Annotated in this window: 20 protein-coding genes and 1 tRNA gene; 14 read left to right on the forward strand and 7 right to left on the reverse strand. The window is 68.5% G+C overall.

Features of this window, described 5'->3' with window-relative positions; translation table 11 throughout:
- The first annotated feature begins 116 nt into the window (after positions 1–116).
- The 8 genes from ABIC65_RS15685 to ABIC65_RS15720 all read left to right on the forward strand — a co-directional run bounded on the left by ABIC65_RS15685 (position 117) and on the right by ABIC65_RS15720 (position 5,977).
- A complete protein-coding gene (locus tag ABIC65_RS15685) occupies positions 117–368 on the forward strand; it encodes a hypothetical protein (protein ID WP_354309975.1) in 252 nt (83 codons plus the stop codon).
- Positions 365–547, forward strand: a complete 183-nt coding sequence (locus ABIC65_RS15690) for a YqaE/Pmp3 family membrane protein (RefSeq protein ID WP_354309977.1) — start codon at positions 365–367, stop codon at positions 545–547. The genes ABIC65_RS15685 and ABIC65_RS15690 overlap by 4 nt, the downstream gene beginning before the upstream one ends.
- Positions 548–611: 64 nt before the next feature.
- On the forward strand, positions 612–1,040 hold the full coding sequence (locus tag ABIC65_RS15695) for a nucleoside deaminase (RefSeq protein ID WP_354309978.1): 429 nt from the start codon (positions 612–614) through the stop codon (positions 1,038–1,040).
- 69 nt (positions 1,041–1,109) lie between these two features.
- Positions 1,110–2,411: a hemolysin family protein gene (locus tag ABIC65_RS15700; protein WP_354309980.1), complete on the forward strand. Its 1,302-nt coding sequence runs from the start codon at positions 1,110–1,112 to the stop codon at positions 2,409–2,411.
- Positions 2,412–2,695: 284 nt separating this feature from the next.
- On the forward strand, positions 2,696–3,034 hold the full coding sequence (yajC, locus tag ABIC65_RS15705) for a preprotein translocase subunit YajC (protein ID WP_121072106.1): 339 nt from the start codon (positions 2,696–2,698) through the stop codon (positions 3,032–3,034).
- Entirely contained in the window at positions 3,034–4,620 is a 1,587-nt protein-coding gene (secD, locus tag ABIC65_RS15710; protein ID WP_354309981.1) for a protein translocase subunit SecD, read from the forward strand. The genes yajC and secD overlap by 1 nt, the downstream gene beginning before the upstream one ends.
- Positions 4,621–4,632: 12 nt before the next feature.
- Positions 4,633–5,604 (forward strand): protein translocase subunit SecF, encoded by a 972-nt coding sequence (gene secF / locus ABIC65_RS15715; protein ID WP_354309983.1) that lies wholly within the window; start codon positions 4,633–4,635, stop codon positions 5,602–5,604.
- Position 5,605: 1 nt separating this feature from the next.
- Positions 5,606–5,977, forward strand: coding sequence for an Mth938-like domain-containing protein (locus ABIC65_RS15720; RefSeq protein ID WP_354309985.1), 372 nt, complete (start codon positions 5,606–5,608; stop codon positions 5,975–5,977).
- Here ABIC65_RS15720 and ABIC65_RS15725 read toward each other — a convergent pair.
- Both ABIC65_RS15725 and ABIC65_RS15730 read right to left on the reverse strand, forming a co-directional pair.
- Positions 5,962–7,176: a hypothetical protein gene (locus ABIC65_RS15725; protein ID WP_354309987.1), complete on the reverse strand. Its 1,215-nt coding sequence runs from the start codon at positions 7,174–7,176 to the stop codon at positions 5,962–5,964. The two genes, ABIC65_RS15720 and ABIC65_RS15725, sit on opposite strands and share 16 nt — an antisense overlap.
- 102 nt (positions 7,177–7,278) lie before the next feature.
- Entirely contained in the window at positions 7,279–7,692 is a 414-nt protein-coding gene (locus tag ABIC65_RS15730) for a hypothetical protein (protein WP_354309988.1), read from the reverse strand.
- Between the two features lie 320 nt (positions 7,693–8,012).
- Between ABIC65_RS15730 and ABIC65_RS15735 the strand changes: the two genes are divergently transcribed.
- Positions 8,013–8,201: a hypothetical protein gene (locus ABIC65_RS15735; RefSeq protein ID WP_354309990.1), complete on the forward strand. Its 189-nt coding sequence runs from the start codon at positions 8,013–8,015 to the stop codon at positions 8,199–8,201.
- On the opposite strand, the gene ABIC65_RS15740 is transcribed toward ABIC65_RS15735, so the two are convergent.
- Positions 8,172–9,632 (reverse strand): DUF1593 domain-containing protein, encoded by a 1,461-nt coding sequence (locus ABIC65_RS15740; RefSeq protein ID WP_354309991.1) that lies wholly within the window; start codon positions 9,630–9,632, stop codon positions 8,172–8,174. The genes ABIC65_RS15735 and ABIC65_RS15740 overlap by 30 nt on opposite strands.
- A gap of 72 nt (positions 9,633–9,704) precedes the next feature.
- Positions 9,705–10,835 (reverse strand): tRNA guanosine(34) transglycosylase Tgt, encoded by a 1,131-nt coding sequence (gene tgt, locus ABIC65_RS15745; RefSeq protein WP_354309993.1) that lies wholly within the window; start codon positions 10,833–10,835, stop codon positions 9,705–9,707.
- A gap of 46 nt (positions 10,836–10,881) precedes the next feature.
- Here tgt and ABIC65_RS15750 point away from each other — a divergent pair, with 46 nt between their 5' ends.
- Positions 10,882–11,517, forward strand: a complete 636-nt coding sequence (locus tag ABIC65_RS15750) for a cupin domain-containing protein (RefSeq protein ID WP_354309995.1) — start codon at positions 10,882–10,884, stop codon at positions 11,515–11,517.
- A gap of 11 nt (positions 11,518–11,528) precedes the next feature.
- Positions 11,529–11,690 (forward strand): hypothetical protein, encoded by a 162-nt coding sequence (locus tag ABIC65_RS15755; RefSeq protein ID WP_354309997.1) that lies wholly within the window; start codon positions 11,529–11,531, stop codon positions 11,688–11,690.
- 121 nt (positions 11,691–11,811) lie between these two features.
- On the opposite strand, the gene ABIC65_RS15760 is transcribed toward ABIC65_RS15755, so the two are convergent.
- The 3 genes from ABIC65_RS15760 to ABIC65_RS15770 all read right to left on the reverse strand — a co-directional run bounded on the left by ABIC65_RS15760 (position 11,812) and on the right by ABIC65_RS15770 (position 15,310).
- The gene (locus tag ABIC65_RS15760; RefSeq protein ID WP_354309999.1) at positions 11,812–13,065 is read right to left on the reverse strand and encodes a NupC/NupG family nucleoside CNT transporter; all 1,254 of its coding nucleotides are present in this window, start codon (positions 13,063–13,065) and stop codon (positions 11,812–11,814) included.
- Between the two features lie 119 nt (positions 13,066–13,184).
- Positions 13,185–13,799, reverse strand: a complete 615-nt coding sequence (locus ABIC65_RS15765) for a response regulator transcription factor (protein WP_354310001.1) — start codon at positions 13,797–13,799, stop codon at positions 13,185–13,187.
- Positions 13,796–15,310 carry a PAS domain-containing sensor histidine kinase gene (locus ABIC65_RS15770; protein ID WP_354310003.1) on the reverse strand — a complete coding sequence of 505 codons (1,515 nt, stop codon included), beginning with the start codon at positions 15,308–15,310 and terminating at the stop codon, positions 13,796–13,798. The genes ABIC65_RS15765 and ABIC65_RS15770 overlap by 4 nt, the downstream gene beginning before the upstream one ends.
- Positions 15,311–15,608: 298 nt before the next feature.
- On the opposite strand from ABIC65_RS15770, the gene ABIC65_RS15775 reads away from it, so the two are divergent.
- From ABIC65_RS15775 to hslV, 3 genes are all read left to right on the forward strand, one after another.
- On the forward strand, positions 15,609–16,499 hold the full coding sequence (locus ABIC65_RS15775; protein WP_354310004.1) for an ROK family protein: 891 nt from the start codon (positions 15,609–15,611) through the stop codon (positions 16,497–16,499).
- A 60-nt stretch (positions 16,500–16,559) separates the two neighbouring features.
- A tRNA-Pro gene (locus ABIC65_RS15780) sits at positions 16,560–16,636 on the forward strand.
- Between the two features lie 103 nt (positions 16,637–16,739).
- Positions 16,740–17,303: an ATP-dependent protease subunit HslV gene (hslV, locus tag ABIC65_RS15785; protein ID WP_354310006.1), complete on the forward strand. Its 564-nt coding sequence runs from the start codon at positions 16,740–16,742 to the stop codon at positions 17,301–17,303.
- The last annotated feature ends 164 nt before the right edge of the window (positions 17,304–17,467 follow it).

A 17,467-nucleotide genomic window follows, 5' to 3' on the forward strand; every position in this document is an offset into this window, starting at 1 on the left:
GAAAGGCCGCGCTGTTAGCGTCGATGCGCGTCGCAGTCAACCGATTCACGGCGGAATGCGCGCAACCTGCTCGCCACCGGGGCGTTGGGCAGGTGAAACGATAGGAGGAGATTGGGATGCGCGCAATCCTGGGGCTGTTGGGAATTCTGGTGCTGGTTGCCGTCGTGCTGATCGCGCTGGGCTTCCTCAATGTCGACGTGCGCGGCGGCAAGCTGCCGACGGTGGCTGCCGAAACGGGCAAGGTTTCGGTCGGCGAATCGAACAGCACGGTGCGCGTGCCCACCGTCGAGATGAAGGACAAGCAGGTGAAGCTGCCGACCATCGACGTGCAGAAGGCGCCGGAGCCGACGGCGACGCCGGCAAAGTGAAACCGGCGCCTGCCCGAATCGCGGCGGCGGCGTTGCTGCCGCCGCTCGGCGTCTATCTGGAAGAGGGCGCCGGCCGCCCCTTTCAGATCGCCTGCGGGCTGACGGTGTTCGGCTTCCTGCCGGGCGCGGGCTATGCCTTGTGGCGACTGCTGCGCCGGCCGGAGCCTGCCGCCGCCTGAGCAGGGCGTGACCGGGCGGCACGCGGCGGCTAAGCCGGGCGCGATGTTTCCTTTGCCCCCTCCCATGCGCGCTGCACTTGCCGCCGCCCAGGCTGCCGCCGAGCAGGGCGAGGTGCCCGTAGGCGCCGCGATCGTGCGGCACGGCGAGGTGATCGCCACCGCCGCCAACGCCCCGCGCGCGCTCCACGACCCCACCGCCCATGCCGAGATGCTGGCGATTCGCGCGGCGGCGGCGCTGCTCGGCCGCGATCGGCTGGAGGATTGCGACCTGTGGGTCACGCTCGAGCCCTGCGCGATGTGCGCCGGCGCCATCGCCCATGCCCGAATCGCCCGGCTCTATTACGGGGCCAGCGATCCGAAGGGCGGGGCGGTCGAGCATGGCCCCCGCTTGTTCGGCCAGCCCACCTGCCATCATCGCCTGGAGGTCTATCCCGGCATCGGCGAGGCGGAGGCGGGGGCGGTGCTGCGCGCCTTCTTTCGCGCCCGCCGCTGAGCCCATTGGGCTTTTGCACCGCAAAAGGTTGTGAACAGGGCGTCGCTGCGGATATGAGGGCGGTGCACCATGAGCGCACCTTTTCCCTGGATCGACGTAGCGATCATCTTCGTGCTGATCGCGATCAACGGCATTTTCTCGATGTCGGAGTTGGCAATTGTCTCCGCCCGCCCGGCGCGGCTGGAGGCGCTGGCCCGGCTGGGCAATCGCGGCGCCAAGACCGCGATCGAGCTGGCGGAGGATCCCGGCAAGTTCCTTTCCACCGTTCAGATCGGCATCACCCTGATCGGCATCGTCGCCGGCGCCTATTCGGGCGCCAGCCTGGGCGAGCCGGTGGGCAAGCGGATCGAGGCGCTGGGGCTTTCCGCCGAACTCGCCCACACGCTGGGCCTCACGCTGGTGATCGGGCTCACCACGTTCGGCTCGCTGGTGATCGGCGAGCTGGTGCCCAAGCAGTTCGCGCTGCGCTCGCCCGAGCCGATCGCAGCGGCGATGGCGCTGCCGATGCGCTGGCTCTCCTGGGGCACGGCTCCGGTAGTGTGGCTGCTCGATTCGTCGACCGGCCTCGTCTTCCGCCTGCTCCGCCTCAACCGCGAATCGGAAAACCGCGTCACCGCCGAGGAACTGCATCTGATCGTGGCGGAGGCCAGCAAGTCGGGCGTGATCGAGGAGCATGAGCGCTCGATCATCTCGGGCGTGGTCCGCCTCGCCGATCGCCCGGTGCGGGAGGTGATGACGCCGCGCACCCAGGTCGACTGGCTCGACGTCAGCCTGGACGGCGCCGGCATCCGCGAGGAGCTGCTCGCCACGCCGCACACCCGCCTGCCGGTGGCGGAGGGCTCGATCGACTCCGTGATCGGCGTGGTGCAGGCGCGCGACATCGCCGCCGCGCTGTTCCGCGGCGAGCCGCTCGACCTGCGCAAGCTGATGCGTAAGGCGCCCGTGCTGCCGGACCAGGTCGACGCGATGGACGCGCTCACCGCGCTCCGCCAGGCCGAGGTGCCGATGGGGCTGGTGCACGACGAATATGGCCATTTCGAAGGCATCGTCACGCCGGCCAACCTGCTCGCGGCAATCGCGGGCGAGTTCGCGTCGGACGCGGAGCCAGGCGACAACCCCAATATCGTCGAGCGTGAGGACGGCTCGCTGCTCGTCGCTGGCGCCACGCCGGCGGACCAGCTGGCCGAGCGGCTCGGCATCGATCTGCCCGAGGATCGCGACTATGCGACCGTCGCGGGGCTTGCGCTGGCGGTGTTCAAGCATCTGCCGGTCGAGGGCGAGGTGTTCGAGCAGCAGGGCTGGCGGTTCGAGATCGTCGACCTCGACGGCCGCAAGATCGACAAGCTGCTGGTGAGCCGCGAGGGCGCGTAGATTTGAAGGCGTATCCTCCCCCGCCAGGGGGAGGTCGGCTGCGCAGCAGGTCGGAGGGTGAGGAAGCACGACGGCCCGCGAGGTTCTGGCGTCCTCCCCCTCCGTCGCCGCCTCCCCCTGGCGGGGGAGGAAACGCACTACCGCGAGGTGCAAGCCGCAAGATCGTCCAATTCCGGAAATCCCGCCGCGCCCCCTTATAGTTGCGCCCTCATCCCTCGCATGGTAGCGCCCGCGGCTTGAATGGGGCCATTCCGCGTCCCTAACTTCAGGCTTTTCGGGAACCCATGTTCGCCACTCCAGCATATGCACAGGCCGCAGGCGCGGCTGGTCAGGGTAGCACTCTGGCCGGGATCGCGTCGGTAGCGCCGCTCGTCCTGATCTTCATCGTCTTCTACTTCCTGATGATCCGCCCGCAGCAGAAGCGGATGCGGACCCTGCAGGATTCGCTCAAGGCGGTGAAGAAGAACGACACCGTGATCACCGCCGGCGGCCTGATCGGCAAGGTCACCAAGGTCGACGAGACGGAAGTCGAGATCGAACTCGGCCCCAACGTGAAGGTCCGCGCGATCAAGTCGACGCTCGCCGAAGTGCGCCCGCACGGCGCCAAGCCTGCGAACGACTGATGCTGGATTTCCCGCGCTGGAAGGTCTGGTCGATCACCCTCGGCCTTGCCCTGATGGTCCTGCTCGCGGTGCCGAGCCTGGTGCCGGAGAGCATCCGCAACACCTGGCCGCACTGGGTGCCCAAGCCCGCCGTCAACCTCGGCCTCGATCTCGCGGGCGGTTCGTACCTGCTCCTCGAGGGCGATACGAGCGACGTGCAGCAGACCAAGCTCGAGCAGATGCGCGAGCAGGTCCGCCTGGCGATGCGCCGCGACCCGCGCGTGGAAATCGGCGACATCTCGATCGCCGGCGGCAAGCTGAGCTTCATGGTCCGCGATCCCGGCAAGGTGGATGCGGCGCGCGAGAAGCTGCTGCCGATGACCAACGGCGTCGGCACCACCGGCCAGCGTGACTGGGAAATCCAGGTCGTCGATTCGACCCGCTTCGTGCTGACCCCCACCCAGGCGGGGCTGGCGCAGCAGATCGAAACCGCGATGAACGACGCGCGCGAAGTGGTCGACAAGCGTATCAACGCGCTCGGCACCCGAGAGCCGACCGTGATCCGCGAAGGCAGCAACCGCATCGTCGTGCAGGTCCCCGGCCTCCAGGATCCCAGCCAGCTCAAGGCGCTGCTCGGCAAGACTGCCAAGCTGGAATTCAAGCTGGTCGACACCAGCGTGACCCCGCAGCAGATCGCCTCGAACGACATCCCCGTCACCTCGCAGCTGCTCCAGTACGAGAATGGCGCGCCGATCGTGGTCAACCGCACCGCGATGATCACCGGCGACATGCTGGTCGACGCGAAGCAGAGCTACGACCAGCAGGGCCGTCCCGACGTGACGCTGCAGCTGGACGGCGCCGGCGCCAAGCGCTTCGCTCGGGTGACCACCGAAAATACGCAGAAGCCGTTCGCGATCATCGTCGACAACAAGGTGATCTCGGCGCCGAACATCAACGAGCCGATCCTCGGCGGCAGCGCTTCGATCTCGGGGGGCTTCACCGTGGACAGCGCCAACCAGCTCGCCATCGCGCTGCGTTCGGGCAAGCTGCCGATCAACCTGAAGGTCGTGCAGGAATCGACCGTCAGCCCCGAGCTCGGCAACGACTCGATCCGCGCCGGCGTCACCGCGTCGGTGATCGCGATCGTCGCGGTGATCGTGTTCATGGTGCTCACCTATGGCCGCTTCGGCGTCTATGCGAATATCGCCGTGACGCTCAACGTGCTGGTGATCCTGGCAGTGATGGGCATGCTCAGCGCGACGCTGACGCTGCCCGGCATCGCCGGCTTCGTGCTGACCATCGGTACAGCGGTCGATGCCAACGTGCTGATCAACGAGCGTATCCGCGAGGAACGTCGCCGCGGCCGCAGCGTGATGCAGGCGGTCGAGCTCGGCTACAAGGAAGCCAGCCGCACCATCTTCGAGGCCAACGTCACCCACGCGATCGCCGGCGCGATCATGCTGGTGCTCGGTTCGGGCCCGATCCGCGGCTTCGCGGTGGTGCTGCTGATCGGCATCGCCAGCTCCGTCTTCACCGCCGTGGTGTTCACGCGCATGCTCGTCACGCTCTGGCTGCGCCGCAAGCGCCCGAGCGAGATCCATATTTAAGGAAGCGCCGACATGCGGCTCCTCAAGATCGTACCCGACAACACCAATATCGGCTTCGTCCGCATCCGGTTCATCGCGTTCGCGGTCACCGCGCTGCTGACCGTCGCCGCGATCGGTCTGGTCGCGGTGCATGGCCTCAACTTCGGCGTCGACTTCGTCGGCGGCGTGTCGATCGAGGAAAAATTCACCTCGGCGCCCCCGCTCGACGAGCTGCGCTCGACGGTGAACGAGCTCGGCTATGGCGAGGCGGTCCTTCAGGACATGGGCGGCAAGAACGTCGTCACCATCCGCCTGCCGGTGCCCAAGTCGAACGATGCGGGCGCGACCAACGCGATGGTCGAGCGGGTCAAGGGCGCGGTGGCGGCCAAGTTCCCGGGCGCGACCTTCTCCACCTACTCGACCGTTTCCGGCAAGGTTTCGAACGAGCTGATCCGCAACGGCGTGCTCGCGGTGGCGCTGGCGATCATCGGCATCGCGATCTTCTCCTGGCTGCGCTACGAATGGCAGTTCGGCGTCTCCACCGCGGTCGCCATCCTGCACGACGTGCTGATGACGCTCGGCTTCTTCGCGGTGACCGGCATGGTGTTCGACCTGAACATCGTCGCCGCGGTGCTGACGATCATCGGCTATTCGATCAACGACAAGATGGTGATCGACGACCGCATCCGCGAGAACATGCGCAAGTACCGCAAGATGGGGATGAGCGAGCTGATCGACCTCTCGGTCAACGAGACGCTGCCGCGTACCGTGATGACCTCGCTCACCATCCTGCTCGCGCTGGCGTCGCTGCTGGTGTTCGGCGGGCACGTGCTGCGCGGCTTCACCTCGGCGATGATGCTCGGCATCGTGGTCGGCACCTATTCGTCGATCTACGTCTCGTCCTCGCTGCTGATCACGCTCGGCCTCAAGCCCGGCGTGAAGCCCGAAAAGGGCGATTCGATCGCCGACAATGCCGAGCGCGTGGCGCCGCGCGAGCGTCCCTGACGTGAAGATCGAGCGGCGTAGCGCAGAAGGACCGCTGATCTCCGGGTTTTCCGGCGGCGGCTTTCGCGTCGACGAGAATGTCTATCACGGGCTGATCATCACGCCGCAGCGCGCGGACGGATGGTCGCCCCCGACGGTGGCCGAGCTGACCGAGGCGGACCTCCAACCCGCCTTCGCGCTGGATCCGCAGCCGGAATTCCTGCTGCTCGGCACCGGCGCCACGCTGATCCGGCCGCCGCTCTCCCTGGTGAAGGCGCTGGAGAAGCGCGGCATCGGCATCGAGGCGATGGACAGCCGCGCGGCGGCGCGCGCCTGGGGCGTGCTCCGCGCCGAGCTGCGCTGGGTGGCGGGCGCGCTCTACCCGCTCGCCTGAGCTTCCTCGGCGAACAGCGCCGGCAGGGTGCGCGCCAGCCGCGTTAGCGCCGCCTCCCAGCGATCCGGATCGAACGGCCGGGCAAGGCGGGCGAGCAGATCGTCCCCGGGCGCCAGCGGATCGAAGGCATCGTTCAGCAGATATTGCGCGAACCAGAGCCGCGCCGCTTCGAGATCGGGGCGCCGCGCGGTGCCGGCGGCGACGCCGGCCACGAACGGCGCCAGCGCGCCATAGGCGTTCAGCCACCCGCCGCTGTCGAAGCGCGAGTGACGATGCATCGGCACCCCGAAGAACGCGGCCAGCGCAAAGGTCTTGGAGTCGCCGACCAGCATGCCGTCGGCGTGGCGGGCCATCGCCAGGGTCGCGGGCTGCATGCCGATCCGGGGCGGCAGCAGCACGACATTGTCGCAATCGCCCACTGCCTCGATGAGCGCGGCGGCATCGACATGCGCATCGTTGAGCGGGTGGTTGGTCACCGCCAGCGTGCACCGATCGCCCAGTAGGGCCGACAGTTCGCGAACCAGCGCGGCATTGGGCTTGGTGCCCAGCCGGTGCATCGCGAAGAAATTGTCCTCGGTCTCGCATTCGAGCGGGAGGAGCAGCAGCGGGCGATCCGCGGGCATACCGAGCCGCGCGAACAGCATGGCGCGCTCGTCCGGCGCGGGCGCGAGGCTGCGCTGGAGCCGCTCCCAGGCAGGCGCGATCATGGCCCGCAGGCGATCGGCCTCGGCGGGCGTCATCTCCGCGAGCAGGCCATGGTCGTGCGGGCGCTCGGCGAGCAAAATCCAGCGCGGCGGCGGCGCGAAGGGCTCGTAGCGCCCCTCCATCAGCAGGCGGACGGTGCCGGGGAAGTGGCGCGTGGTTTCGTAATCGGCGGTGCGGCACAGCACCATGTCGGGCGCGAGATCGCGGACAAAGCCGATCAGCCCCTCGGCATCCTCGGGCGCGGTGCGGGTGCTGGGATGGTCGGGGCCGTCCATGATGTACCAGCGCAGCTCCGGCAGGTCCGCGCAGCGGGCGAGCTCGTCCTGGCCGATGCCGGTGCCACGCCAGGGCGCGGGGGCGAGGACATGGACCTCATGGCGCTCGCCAAGGCGGCGCAGCATCGGCTCGACGATGTGGACGAACCACCAGTTGGTCACCATCGGCAGGTAGAAGAGGATCCGCTGGCGCTGCTCGGGGTGCGGGAGGGGCGGCAAGGGAACTCCGTTGGCGAGGGGACCTGCCTTGCTTATAGGCCCGCAGGACGCCGGAGGACATGCGGTCGACGCAATTTGCCGCGGCTGCCCAGCAGGTGAGATTCAGGCATGGCCTACCGATTCGAGCGCTGCTTCGGCAGCCGCCGCATCGGGCGCCAGCAGCCAGGCTTCGGCGCCCTCGATGCTGTCGAAATAATAGGCCTCGCGGTCGCTCGCTGCCCGCTTGATCTGCATCCGCGCCAGCGACTGGGCGACGACGATGGCGAGGCGCCGCGAGGCGAATTTGGGGTTGTTCAGCACATGCTTGAACGATTCGACGCTGTCCTGCGACTGGATCTTCATCCCGCGGATATCGACCAGCGTGACATGCGCGTTGGGCGCGCATGTCAGTTGGCGATGCGCCTGGTCCCGCGCCGCCACGAAGCGGACGATGTCCTCCACCGCGAAGAAGCCGGACATCACGATGCGGACGAGGCTGTTGGACGCGTCGACGTCGATGGAGAAGGCAGCTTCCATGGGTTCCGATCCGGCAGCGTCGCGCACCCGTTGGAACGGGCTTGGCGGGGGAGAACCTATGGGTGCACGGGGTGGTCCTCAATTCCGTATCGTTCCGAAGGGGTTGGGAAGGTGGGTTGCTTCGCTGCAGTTCGGCGCGGCGTAGCTAGGCGACTGGTTAAGCCCCGGGTACGGACTTTCCCTCTCCCGCCTGCGGGAGAGGGAGGGAGCCGCCGACAGGCGGCGGAAGGGTGAGGGTGTGTGGGACGAATGCGGCCCTCTCCTTCGCCCGACTCACCCTCACCCCGGCCCTCTCCCGCAGGCGGGAGAGGGAGATATCGATGCCGCTCTACCTCGACTGCGGACAGGCGATGCGCCGCGACACCGCTCGGGAATTCGTCGCCGAACACACGCCCGTCCGCCGCCTGAGGCCGTCTGAATTCAGTTTTGATGACATAGCGTATGACCGCTCTCCACAAATCCTTGCCATCAGCCGCACGCTAGCTTCCGCGGCGGATCCCGTCGGCTGACGGCAGAACCGTGACGATGACGCGCCGATACCGGGTGAGCGCCGGCGTGCCCTTGTCGGTCACCGCGACGACGAAATGCACCGTCTCGGGCTTCTCCACTACGGGTGCCGTCGCGTTGGCGCGGTAGATGTTTTCGGGACGGTTGATCGGCACCGGCTGCTTCCAGCTGCCCGCCTCGGGATAGGGGAACCAGGCGAAGGACAGGCTGTCGCCGTCTGGATCGGTGCTTGGGGACGCATCCAGCACGATCGTCTCGCCCGAACGGACGGTCAGCCGATCGGAATGGGCGAGGTGGGGGACCGGCGGGTGGTTGGCCTCGGCGAACGGACGCGTCGTCCAGGCGATGCGCGCGGCCATGTCGTTCTGATAGGCCGCGCGCCAGCGCCACACCGTCACCATCGGCCCGCGAAAGCTCTTCTCCGACGCGACCGGCCGCGAATAGGGCGTCGGCACCATCGGCGTGTAGGCGTCGTCGGCGTTGGTCCAGATCGGCCGCGTCTCGGGCGCGAGCGGGATGCCGCCGGTCACCGTCTCGCCGGGCGGGAAGGGGCGGGGGACATAGCGCTCGTAGCGACCGCCCCAGCCGCCCCATTCGGGATGCTCGGGGTCGCCGAGGCCGGTCGGGATAAGGTTGAGGAACGAGGGTGTGTCGCCCTCCATCGTCCAGGCGACGTCGGGATAGAGCGCGCCCATGGGGCCGTGGCCCTGCTGGATGTTGCGGGCGATCCAGTCGTTGGAGACCGACCCGTTGTCGATCCCCTCGATCGGGGTGCTCATGCCCGTCCAGCTGCCGTTGCTGTAGGGGCCGGTGCTGACGATGTAGAAGAGGTTCGGGAATTCCCGGCGCAACCAGGCGCCCGAATCGTCCTGGTCGGAGATGGTGTAGACGCGCAGCTTGGCGATCAGCCGGGCCGCCTCGGCCGGGCTGCGGGTGGCGCGCAAGGTGTGGAGCGCCTGTGCCAGCGTGTTCGCGCCGCCCCACACCGCCACCCAGAGCGGCCGCGGATCGGGGCGTTCGAGCGCGCGGAGGAGCAGCGCCGACCCGGCGCTGTCCTTGCCCGCGCCGACGCCGGCCATGCCATAGCCGGGCTGGCCGCTCTGGATCAGCGCCAGCAACTGGGCGGCAGAGGGATAGCCGGGCGCGTGGCGCAGCAGGTTGGGCTGGACCTTGCCATAGCCGGCGACGATCCGGCGCATCGTCTCGGGCTGCGGATCGGTCTTCAGCCAGATCGAGGTGGTGGCGATCAGCCCCTCGATGTCGATCTCGTTGGCGTAGAGCAGCAGGCGGATCAGCGACTGGCTGTCGTCCGCCTCGGCCTCGATGTCCGAGAGGACGATCAGCCGCTGCTTCTCGACCACCGGGTCGCCCGCCGCCTGCGCAGGTGCCGCCACGGCGAGCACCACCGCCAAACCGATGCCGAACTGTCGCATGCGCCGCCCCTCTCCCGTTTGGCGGGAGCCTAGAGGGGCGGGGCGGCGCCTGTCACGGAAAAGCTGGCGGTTTCAGCCCTGCTTCGCCAGGTACCTCGCGCGGAAGTCGTTGGCGAAGGCGGTGAGCCGCTGTTCCTCGATCGCCGCGCGCAGGTCCGCCATCAGGGCCTGGTAGAACCAGAGATTATGCTCGGTCATCAGCATCGCGCCCAGGATCTCGCCGGCGCGGACGAGGTGGTGGATATAGGCGCGGCTCCAGGTGCTGCAGACCGGGCAGGCGCAGGCGGGATCGAGCGGGCCCTGGTCCTCGGCGAACTTCGCGTTGCGGATGTTGATCGGCCCTTCGCGCGTGAACGCCTGGCCGGTGCGGCCCGAGCGGGTCGGCAGCACGCAATCGAACATGTCGATGCCGCGCTCGACCGCGCCGACGATGTCGTCGGGCTTGCCGACGCCCATCAGGTAGCGCGGCTTGGCTTCGTCGAGCTGGCCGGGGGCATAGTCGAGCACGCCGAACATCGCCTCCTGGCCCTCGCCCACCGCGAGGCCGCCGACCGCATAGCCGTCGAAGCCGATATCCTTCAGCGCGTCGGCGCTGGCCTTGCGCAGGCCCTCGTCGAGCGCACCCTGCTGGATGCCGAACAGCGCGGCGCGGGCGGCATGGTCCTCGCCCGAATCGAAGCCGGCGCGGCTGCGCCTGGCCCAGCGCATCGAGCGCTCCATCGCCTTGGCCTGCACGTCGCGGGCCGAGGTGGTCGGCACCAACTCGTCGAACGCCATGACGATGTCCGAGCCCAGCAGCCGCTGGATCTCCATCGAGCGCTCGGGGCTCATCATGTGGCGCGAGCCGTCGAGGTGCGAGGCGAAGGCGACGCCTTCCTCGCTGCGCTTGGTGAGTTCGGACAGGCTCATCACCTGATAGCCACCCGAATCGGTGAGGATCGGCCGGTCCCAGCCCATGAACTTGTGCAGCCCGCCCAGCCGCGCGACGCGCTCGGCGGTGGGGCGCAGCATCAGGTGATAGGTGTTGCCGAGCAGGATGTCGGCGCCGCTGGCGCGCACGTCCTGCGGCTTCACCGCCTTGACGGTGGCGGCGGTGCCGACCGGCATGAAGGCCGGGGTGCGGATCTCGCCGCGCTGCATGGCGATGGTGCCGCGGCGCGCCTTGCCGTCGGTGGCGTGGATGGTGAACTGGAAACGGGGCATGCGTGGCTATTGGCGCGTTTGGGCCGGGAATCCAAGGGAGGGCCGTGTGGCGGAACAGGACGACGAGCTGCGGGCGATGGCGACGCATCGCGGGCTGAAGCTGGTCAAGTCACGGCGGCGCAAGGCCGGGGGCGACTTCGGGTTGTATGGGCTGAAGGATGCGGGCGGGGCGGAGGTGTTCGGCTTCGGGGCCGACGGGCTGACGGCGGATGCCGAGGCGATCCGCGATTTCCTGCGCGGGGGTGTGCGGAGCGACTGGAGCACGTCGGTCGAGACCACGCCGGGGCCCAGGCGCCCGGCCAAGCCGAAGCCTGCTCCCAAGCCCAAGCCCGCACCGCCGCCCAGGCCGCGCTTCAAGCCCGAGGTCGCGAACCTGTTGCGCGACCTGCCCGAGGCGAACGACGAGGAGGTGTTCACCGATTTGCTCAAGCGCCCGGGGGTGCGGATCGAGCGGATCGTCTCGCGCGGGCAGGCGACGCCCGGGGATGCGCCGATGGTGCAGGACTGGGACGAATGGGTGGTGGTGCTCGAAGGCGCTGCGGGGATTCGGATCGAGGATTCGGCCGAGGTGCGGCTGGGCCCGGGCGACCATCTGCTGATCGCCGCCGGCCAGAAACATTGGGTGACATGGACCGCGCGTGACCGGCCGAGCGTTTGGCTCGCCATACATCTCGACGGATAGGAGCAAGACCCATGGCCGAACCCCTCAACCCCGGCGACGACGCCGCCCCCGGCACGCCCGGCACCGGCGAGGATATCTGCCGCCGCTGCGGCGGGTCGGGCCGGATCGACGGTGGCGTTTGCCCGAATTGCGGCGGCACGGGCAAGGTGATCGAGGGGATGGGCGGGGGGTAATCGGCATAGAGCTACGCCGAGCTTCTGCGTCACCTCCGTGCCCCTGCGAAAGCAGGGGCCCAGGGTCGCGGGCGACTCGCTCTCCTACCCTGGGCTCCTGCTTTCGCAGGAGCACGAGGAACTACGGCAGCAGCAGCCCCGCGAGCGCCGCCGACATCAGGTTCGCCAGGCTCCCCGCGATCAGCGCCTTGATCCCCAGCCGCGCGATCACCGGCCGCTGGTTGGGCGCCAGGCTGCCGGTGGTCGCCATCTGGATCGCGATCGAGCTGAAATTGGCGAAGCCGCACAGCGCGAAGGTGATGATCGCCTTGGAACGCGGCGCCAGGTCGGTCGCCTTGCCGAGCTCGATGAAGCCGACGAACTCGTTGAGCACCACCTTGGTGCCGAACAGACCGCCCGCGGTGAGCGATTCGTGCCACGAGATGCCGAGCAGGTACATCACCGGCGCGAAGATCGCCCCGATGATCGCCTGGAAGCTGAGGTGCGGATAGCCGAACCAGCCGCCAACCATCCCGAGCAGGCCGTTGGCGAGCGCCACCAGTGCCACGAAGGCGAGCACCATTGCGCCCACTGCCACCGCGATCTTCACGCCGGTCGAGGCGCCATTGGCCGCTGCCATGATGATGTTGGCGGCGCGTTCCTCCTGGAAATCCTCCTCGGCGACGCGGATCACCTCGTCCTCGCCCGACATCGGCGCGTCGACGACGGCGGGCTCGTCCGGCATGATGATCTTGGCCATCATCAGCCCGCCCGGCGCCGCCATGAACGACGCGGCGAGCAGATAGGGGAGCGAAGCCGGCCCGAGCAGGCTGGCATAAGCGGCGAGGATCGTGCCCGCGACGCCCGCCATGCCGACGCTCATCACCGCGAACACCTGCGAGGGGGTGAGGCGGGCGAGATAGGGGCGGATCACCAGCGGCGCCTCGCTCTGGCCGACGAAGATGTTCGCCGCCGCGCAGAGCGATTCGACCTTGCTGACTCCGGTCACCTTCTCGATCGCGCCGCCGATCCAGCGCACGACCAGCTGCATGATGCCGACATGGTAGAGGATCGAGACGAGGGCGGCGAAGAAGATGATCACCGGGAGCGCTGCGATCGCGAGGCTCTGCCCGCCCAGTTCGGGCTTGGCGAGGTTGCCAAACAGTAGCTGGGTGCCCGCGCTGGCATAGCCGAGCAGCGCCGAGACCCCGTTTGCCATGCTGTGCAGCGCCACCTGGCCCCAGCCGGTGCGCAGCACGATGACCGCAAGGCCGGCCTGGAGCAGGAAGGCGGGCCCGACGACGCGCAGGCGGATCGCCCGGCGATTGCTGGAAAGCAGGAAGGCGATCGCCAAAATCGCCAGCACCCCGAAAATGCCGATCGGGAAATGAGTCATTCTGAAGTGTTCGTCCCCATCGCCGGCGGAATCCAGGCCAGCAAACCCGCCGACCATACACGCGGCGGCGCATCTTGCCAGCCGCTTGCGTTGGCCGGGGCTGGGACAGGCGCGCCGCGCTAGTCGTCCAGCCCGACGGCAAAGGCGAGCCGCAGCGCTTCGGAAAGGCTGCGCGCACCCAGTTTGGCCATGGCGTTGGCGCGGTGGACCTCCACCGTGCGGGGCGAGATGCCCAGGTCATAGGCGATGGTCTTGTTCGGGTAGCCGCGCGCCAGCCCGCGCAGCACGTCCTGCTCGCGCGGGGAGAGCAGGGCGATGCGCCGTTCCGCCTCCGCCCGGCTGGCAAGCGCGGCATCGCCTTCCTCCAGCCGCTCGAAGCCGCGTTCCAGCGCTTCGACCAGCGCGTCCCTCTCGAACGGCTTTTCGAGGAAGTCGATCGCGCCGCCCTTCATCGCCGCCACGGCGGTGCCGACATCGCCGTGCCCGGTCAGCACGATCACCGGCAGCTTGACGCCGCGCTTGGCGAGCTCGGCCTGCACCTCGATCCCGTCCATCTCGGGCATGCGCACGTCGAGCAGGATGCAGCCGGGCTTGGCGTCGGCCACCTTCCCCAGGAAATCGACGCCCGAGCCATAGGTGTCGACGTCGTATCCCGAGGTGCGCAGCATGAAGCTCGTCGAACGCCGGACCGACTCCTCGTCGTCGACCAGGTGGATGCGCTTGCGCTCGCTCATGCGGGTTCCTCGTGTGCGGACATCAGGGTGAAGTTGAAGATGGTGCCCCCCTCGGCGCGGGGCTCCGCCCAGATGCGGCCGCCATGCGCCTCGACGATGGTGCGGCAGATCGACAGGCCGAGGCCCATGCCGCGCTCCTTGGTGGTGGCGAAGGCCTGGAACAGCCGCGGCGCCTGCTCTGGCGCGATGCCCGGGCCGGTATCCGCCACCCAGATGCGGACCAGATTGCGCGGCGCCACTTCCGAGCCGATGGTGATCTCGCGCACCGGGCTCTCCGCCATCGCCTCGATCGCGTTGCGGATCAGGTTGACCAGCACCTGCTGGATCTGCACCCGGTCGCACAGCACCGCGGTGGCGTGCGGATCGAGTGCGTAGAAGGCGCGCACGCCCAGCTCGCGCGAACCGGTGAGCGCCAGCCGGCTGGCCTCGTCGATCAGGCGGGGCAGGTCGACCAGCCCCATGTCCGCCTCGCCGCGCGCGACGAACTCGCGCAGCCGCCGGACGATGTTGCCCGCGCGCAGCGCTTCCTTGACCGACTCCTCCATGGCTTCCTGGATCATCGCCTGATCCTCGGGATCGTCGTTGTCGCGCGCCATCAGGTTGCGGCCGGCCTCGAGATAATTGGCGATGGCAGTGAGCGGCTGGTTGAGCTCGTGCGCCAGCGTCGAGGCCATGGTGCCCATCGCCGAGAGCCGCGAGACATGAATCAGCTCGGACTGCAGCTCCTTGAGCCGCAGCTCGGAGCGCTGCTCGTCGGTGAGGTCGCGGATGAAGCCGGTGAAGATCCGCTGCCCCTCGCTACTCGCCTCCCCGACCTGCAGCTCCATCGGGAAATCGGTGCCGTCGCGGCGCTGGCCGACGACGATGCGGCCGATGCCGATCACCCGCCGCTCGCCGGTGGTGAGGTAGCGCGAGAGATAGGAGTCGTGCAGTTGCGCGTCGGGCGCGGGCATCAGCATGCTGACGTTGCGGCCGATTACGTCCGCCTCCGTCCAGCCGAACAGCCGTTCGGCGGCGGCGCTGAACGAGAGGATGACGCCCTGGTCGTCGATCACCACCATCGCCGAGGGCACGGTGGCGAGGATCGAGCGCAGGTGCAGCGCGCTGCCGGCGAGCGCGGTCTGCGACGCCTTTTGGTCGGTGATGTCGCGAAACACCTCGGCATAGCCGCGCAAGGATCCGTCTGCAGCGACCAGTGCCGTCAGCTGCACTTCCGCAAGATATTCGCTGCCGTCGCGGCGGATGCGCCAGCCTTCCTCGATCAGCCGGCCAGCGGCGCGGGCACGCTCCAGGTCCCGCCTCGGCTTGGACGCCTTTGCCTCGGCCGGGGGGTAATGGAGTGCGACCTCGGCGCCGGCCAGATCAACGGGCATCCAGCCGTCGAGCAGCTCAACGCCGCGGCTCCAACTGGCGATCCGGCCCAGCGCGTCGAGCAGCAGCACGCCGCGATCGGTCGCCGCCTCGAACAGCAGCGCCATCGCCGCAGGATCATGGGCGGGTCTATCCGTCATAAACTCCGATGCTTGTACGCGGTCGTTCGCATATCTGTACGCCGCCTCCCGAACGCACGCTAGGATTTGATCATCGTCAAAGTAAAGGGCGGTTAACTACGGGATATCTCTGCACTTCTTTGATGGAGGCGGAAATGCTCGACGTCATTGGCAGCAATTACCTGTACATGGTGGTGGGGGCGATGGGGGTGTTCACCCTGGCGCTCGCGTTCGTCAGCCTCAGCGAGTACATGCATCCGCGCGACCGGTGAGCGCACACGGGCTTCCCCCGCGCGGCGGGGCACGCTAGCGCGGTTGCATGACTGCGAACCTGTCGATCGCCGGCCTCGAACTGGGCGGCACCAAATGCGTGGCGACCTTGGGCAGCGGCCCGGGCGACATCCGCGAACAGCATGTCGTGCCGACCACGGATCCGGCGACCACGCTCGCCGGACTCGAGGCGGTGCTCGACGGCTGGTCCTTCGACGCGATCGGCATCGCCAGCTTCGGCCCGATCGAGCTCAACCCGGCACGCCCCAATTTCGGCTCGATCATCGCGACGACCAAGCCCGGCTGGAACGACACCGATCTTACCCGCCGCCTCTCCGCGCGCTACGGCAAGCCGCTGGCGATCCAGACCGACGTCAACGGCGCGGCGCTTGCCGAAGCGCGCTGGGGGGCCTCGGCGGGGCTGTCGACCCACGCCTATATCACCATCGGCACCGGGGTGGGCGTCGGGCTGGTCGCCAATGGCCGGCCGATCATGGGCTATGCGCATGGCGAGGCGGGGCATATGCGCTCGGCCCGCGCCCCCGGCGACACGTTCCAGGGCTGGTGCCCCTATCATGGCGATTGTGCCGAGGGGCTGCTCTCCGGCCCGGCGCTGGCGGCGCGATTCGGCCGGCCGGGACAGGATGTCGCCGACGACGCGCCCGAATGGGACTATTTCGCGCACGATCTGGCGGCGCTGCTCCACAATCTGATCGTCAGCCTGGCGCCCGAGCGCATCGCGATCGGTGGTGGGGTGATGACGCGGCGGCCACAGCTGTTCGGCGCGGTGCGCGCGAAGGTGGCGGCGAGCATCAACGGCTATGGCGCGCTGGCGGGCTATTGCGAGGAGCTCGACACGCGGGTCGGCCCCCCGGGGCTGGGCGACATGGCGGGGCCGCTGGGCGCGATCGCGATGGGGCTCGAAGCGCTCGATCGCTGAGCGCGCGCGCTTTGGGGGTTGCGTCCTGCGGCCAAGCGGCATACAGGGCGCACCCTCGGTCGGGGCGTAGCGCAGCCTGGTAGCGCATCACACTGGGGGTGTGGGGGTCGCAGGTTCGAATCCTGTCGCCCCGACCAAGCCACACCCAAGCAATCCTGAAATCGCCGGATCGTTGCGCGGACGCGACCTTAGGGGAACGCCCCCTTTGCACGCCCGCACCCGCCACCCATATGCGCGTCCATGAGTGACAAGAACGCTGCGTGGCACGGCACGACGATCCTTTCCGTGCGCAAATCCGGCAAAGTGGTGATTGCAGGCGACGGCCAGGTTTCGGCCGGAAACACCGTGATGAAGCCCAACGCCCGCAAGGTGCGTCCACTGGGCGACGGCAAGGTGATCGCGGGCTTCGCCGGCGCCACCGCCGATGCCTTCACCCTGTTCGAGCGGCTCGAGGCCAAGCTGGAGCGCCACCACGGCCAGCTGCTACGCGCGGCGGTCGAGCTCGCCAAGGACTGGCGGACCGACAAATATCTCCGCAATCTGGAGGCGATGCTGCTCGTCGCCGACAGGGACGTCACGCTGGTGATCACCGGCAATGGCGACGTGCTCGAGCCCGAGGCGCACGAGCATGGCACCGTCGCGGCGATCGGCTCGGGCGGCAATTTTGCGCTCTCCGCGGCGCGCGCGCTGATCGAGTACGAACCCGATGCCGAAGTGGTCGCCCGCAAGGCGATGGCGATCGCCGGCGAGCTGTGCGTCTACACCAACGACCGGCTGACCGTGGAAACGCTGGACGCGGCGTGATCCTTCTTCTTCGCCCCTCCTCCTGGGAGGAGGGGTTGGGGGTGGAGGGATGCCAGACCCGATGTTGGTCTCGGTGAGACTCGGGCCCCCCCCCCACCCCCCCCCCCACGGGGGGGGGGTTAAGAAAAACAAGGGAAAAAGAAAAACAAAAAAAACCCCACCAC

It is taken from the genome of Sphingomonas trueperi, assembly GCF_040545665.1.
Classification (GTDB): Bacteria; Pseudomonadota; Alphaproteobacteria; order Sphingomonadales; family Sphingomonadaceae; genus Sphingomonas; species Sphingomonas trueperi_B.

What these genes read in the sequence shown, in the direction of transcription:
- ABIC65_RS15700 (WP_354309980.1), top strand. Translation starts at nt 1,110, where the DNA reads ATGAGCGCACCTTTTCCCTGGATCGACGTAGCGATCATCTTCGTGCTG.
- tgt (WP_354309993.1), bottom strand. Translation starts at nt 10,835, where the DNA reads ATGCCCCGTTTCCAGTTCACCATCCACGCCACCGACGGCAAGGCGCGC.
- hslV (WP_354310006.1), top strand. Translation starts at nt 16,740, where the DNA reads ATGAGTGACAAGAACGCTGCGTGGCACGGCACGACGATCCTTTCCGTG.
- ABIC65_RS15735 (WP_354309990.1), top strand. Translation starts at nt 8,013, where the DNA reads ATGCCGCTCTACCTCGACTGCGGACAGGCGATGCGCCGCGACACCGCT.
- secD (WP_354309981.1), top strand. Translation starts at nt 3,034, where the DNA reads ATGCTGGATTTCCCGCGCTGGAAGGTCTGGTCGATCACCCTCGGCCTT.
- ABIC65_RS15765 (WP_354310001.1), bottom strand. Translation starts at nt 13,799, where the DNA reads ATGAGCGAGCGCAAGCGCATCCACCTGGTCGACGACGAGGAGTCGGTC.
- ABIC65_RS15730 (WP_354309988.1), bottom strand. Translation starts at nt 7,692, where the DNA reads ATGGAAGCTGCCTTCTCCATCGACGTCGACGCGTCCAACAGCCTCGTC.
- secF (WP_354309983.1), top strand. Translation starts at nt 4,633, where the DNA reads ATGCGGCTCCTCAAGATCGTACCCGACAACACCAATATCGGCTTCGTC.
- ABIC65_RS15685 (WP_354309975.1), top strand. Translation starts at nt 117, where the DNA reads ATGCGCGCAATCCTGGGGCTGTTGGGAATTCTGGTGCTGGTTGCCGTC.
- ABIC65_RS15695 (WP_354309978.1), top strand. Translation starts at nt 612, where the DNA reads ATGCGCGCTGCACTTGCCGCCGCCCAGGCTGCCGCCGAGCAGGGCGAG.
- yajC (WP_121072106.1), top strand. Translation starts at nt 2,696, where the DNA reads ATGTTCGCCACTCCAGCATATGCACAGGCCGCAGGCGCGGCTGGTCAG.
- ABIC65_RS15760 (WP_354309999.1), bottom strand. Translation starts at nt 13,065, where the DNA reads ATGACTCATTTCCCGATCGGCATTTTCGGGGTGCTGGCGATTTTGGCG.
- ABIC65_RS15770 (WP_354310003.1), bottom strand. Translation starts at nt 15,310, where the DNA reads ATGACGGATAGACCCGCCCATGATCCTGCGGCGATGGCGCTGCTGTTC.
- ABIC65_RS15775 (WP_354310004.1), top strand. Translation starts at nt 15,609, where the DNA reads ATGACTGCGAACCTGTCGATCGCCGGCCTCGAACTGGGCGGCACCAAA.
- ABIC65_RS15755 (WP_354309997.1), top strand. Translation starts at nt 11,529, where the DNA reads ATGGCCGAACCCCTCAACCCCGGCGACGACGCCGCCCCCGGCACGCCC.
- ABIC65_RS15740 (WP_354309991.1), bottom strand. Translation starts at nt 9,632, where the DNA reads ATGCGACAGTTCGGCATCGGTTTGGCGGTGGTGCTCGCCGTGGCGGCA.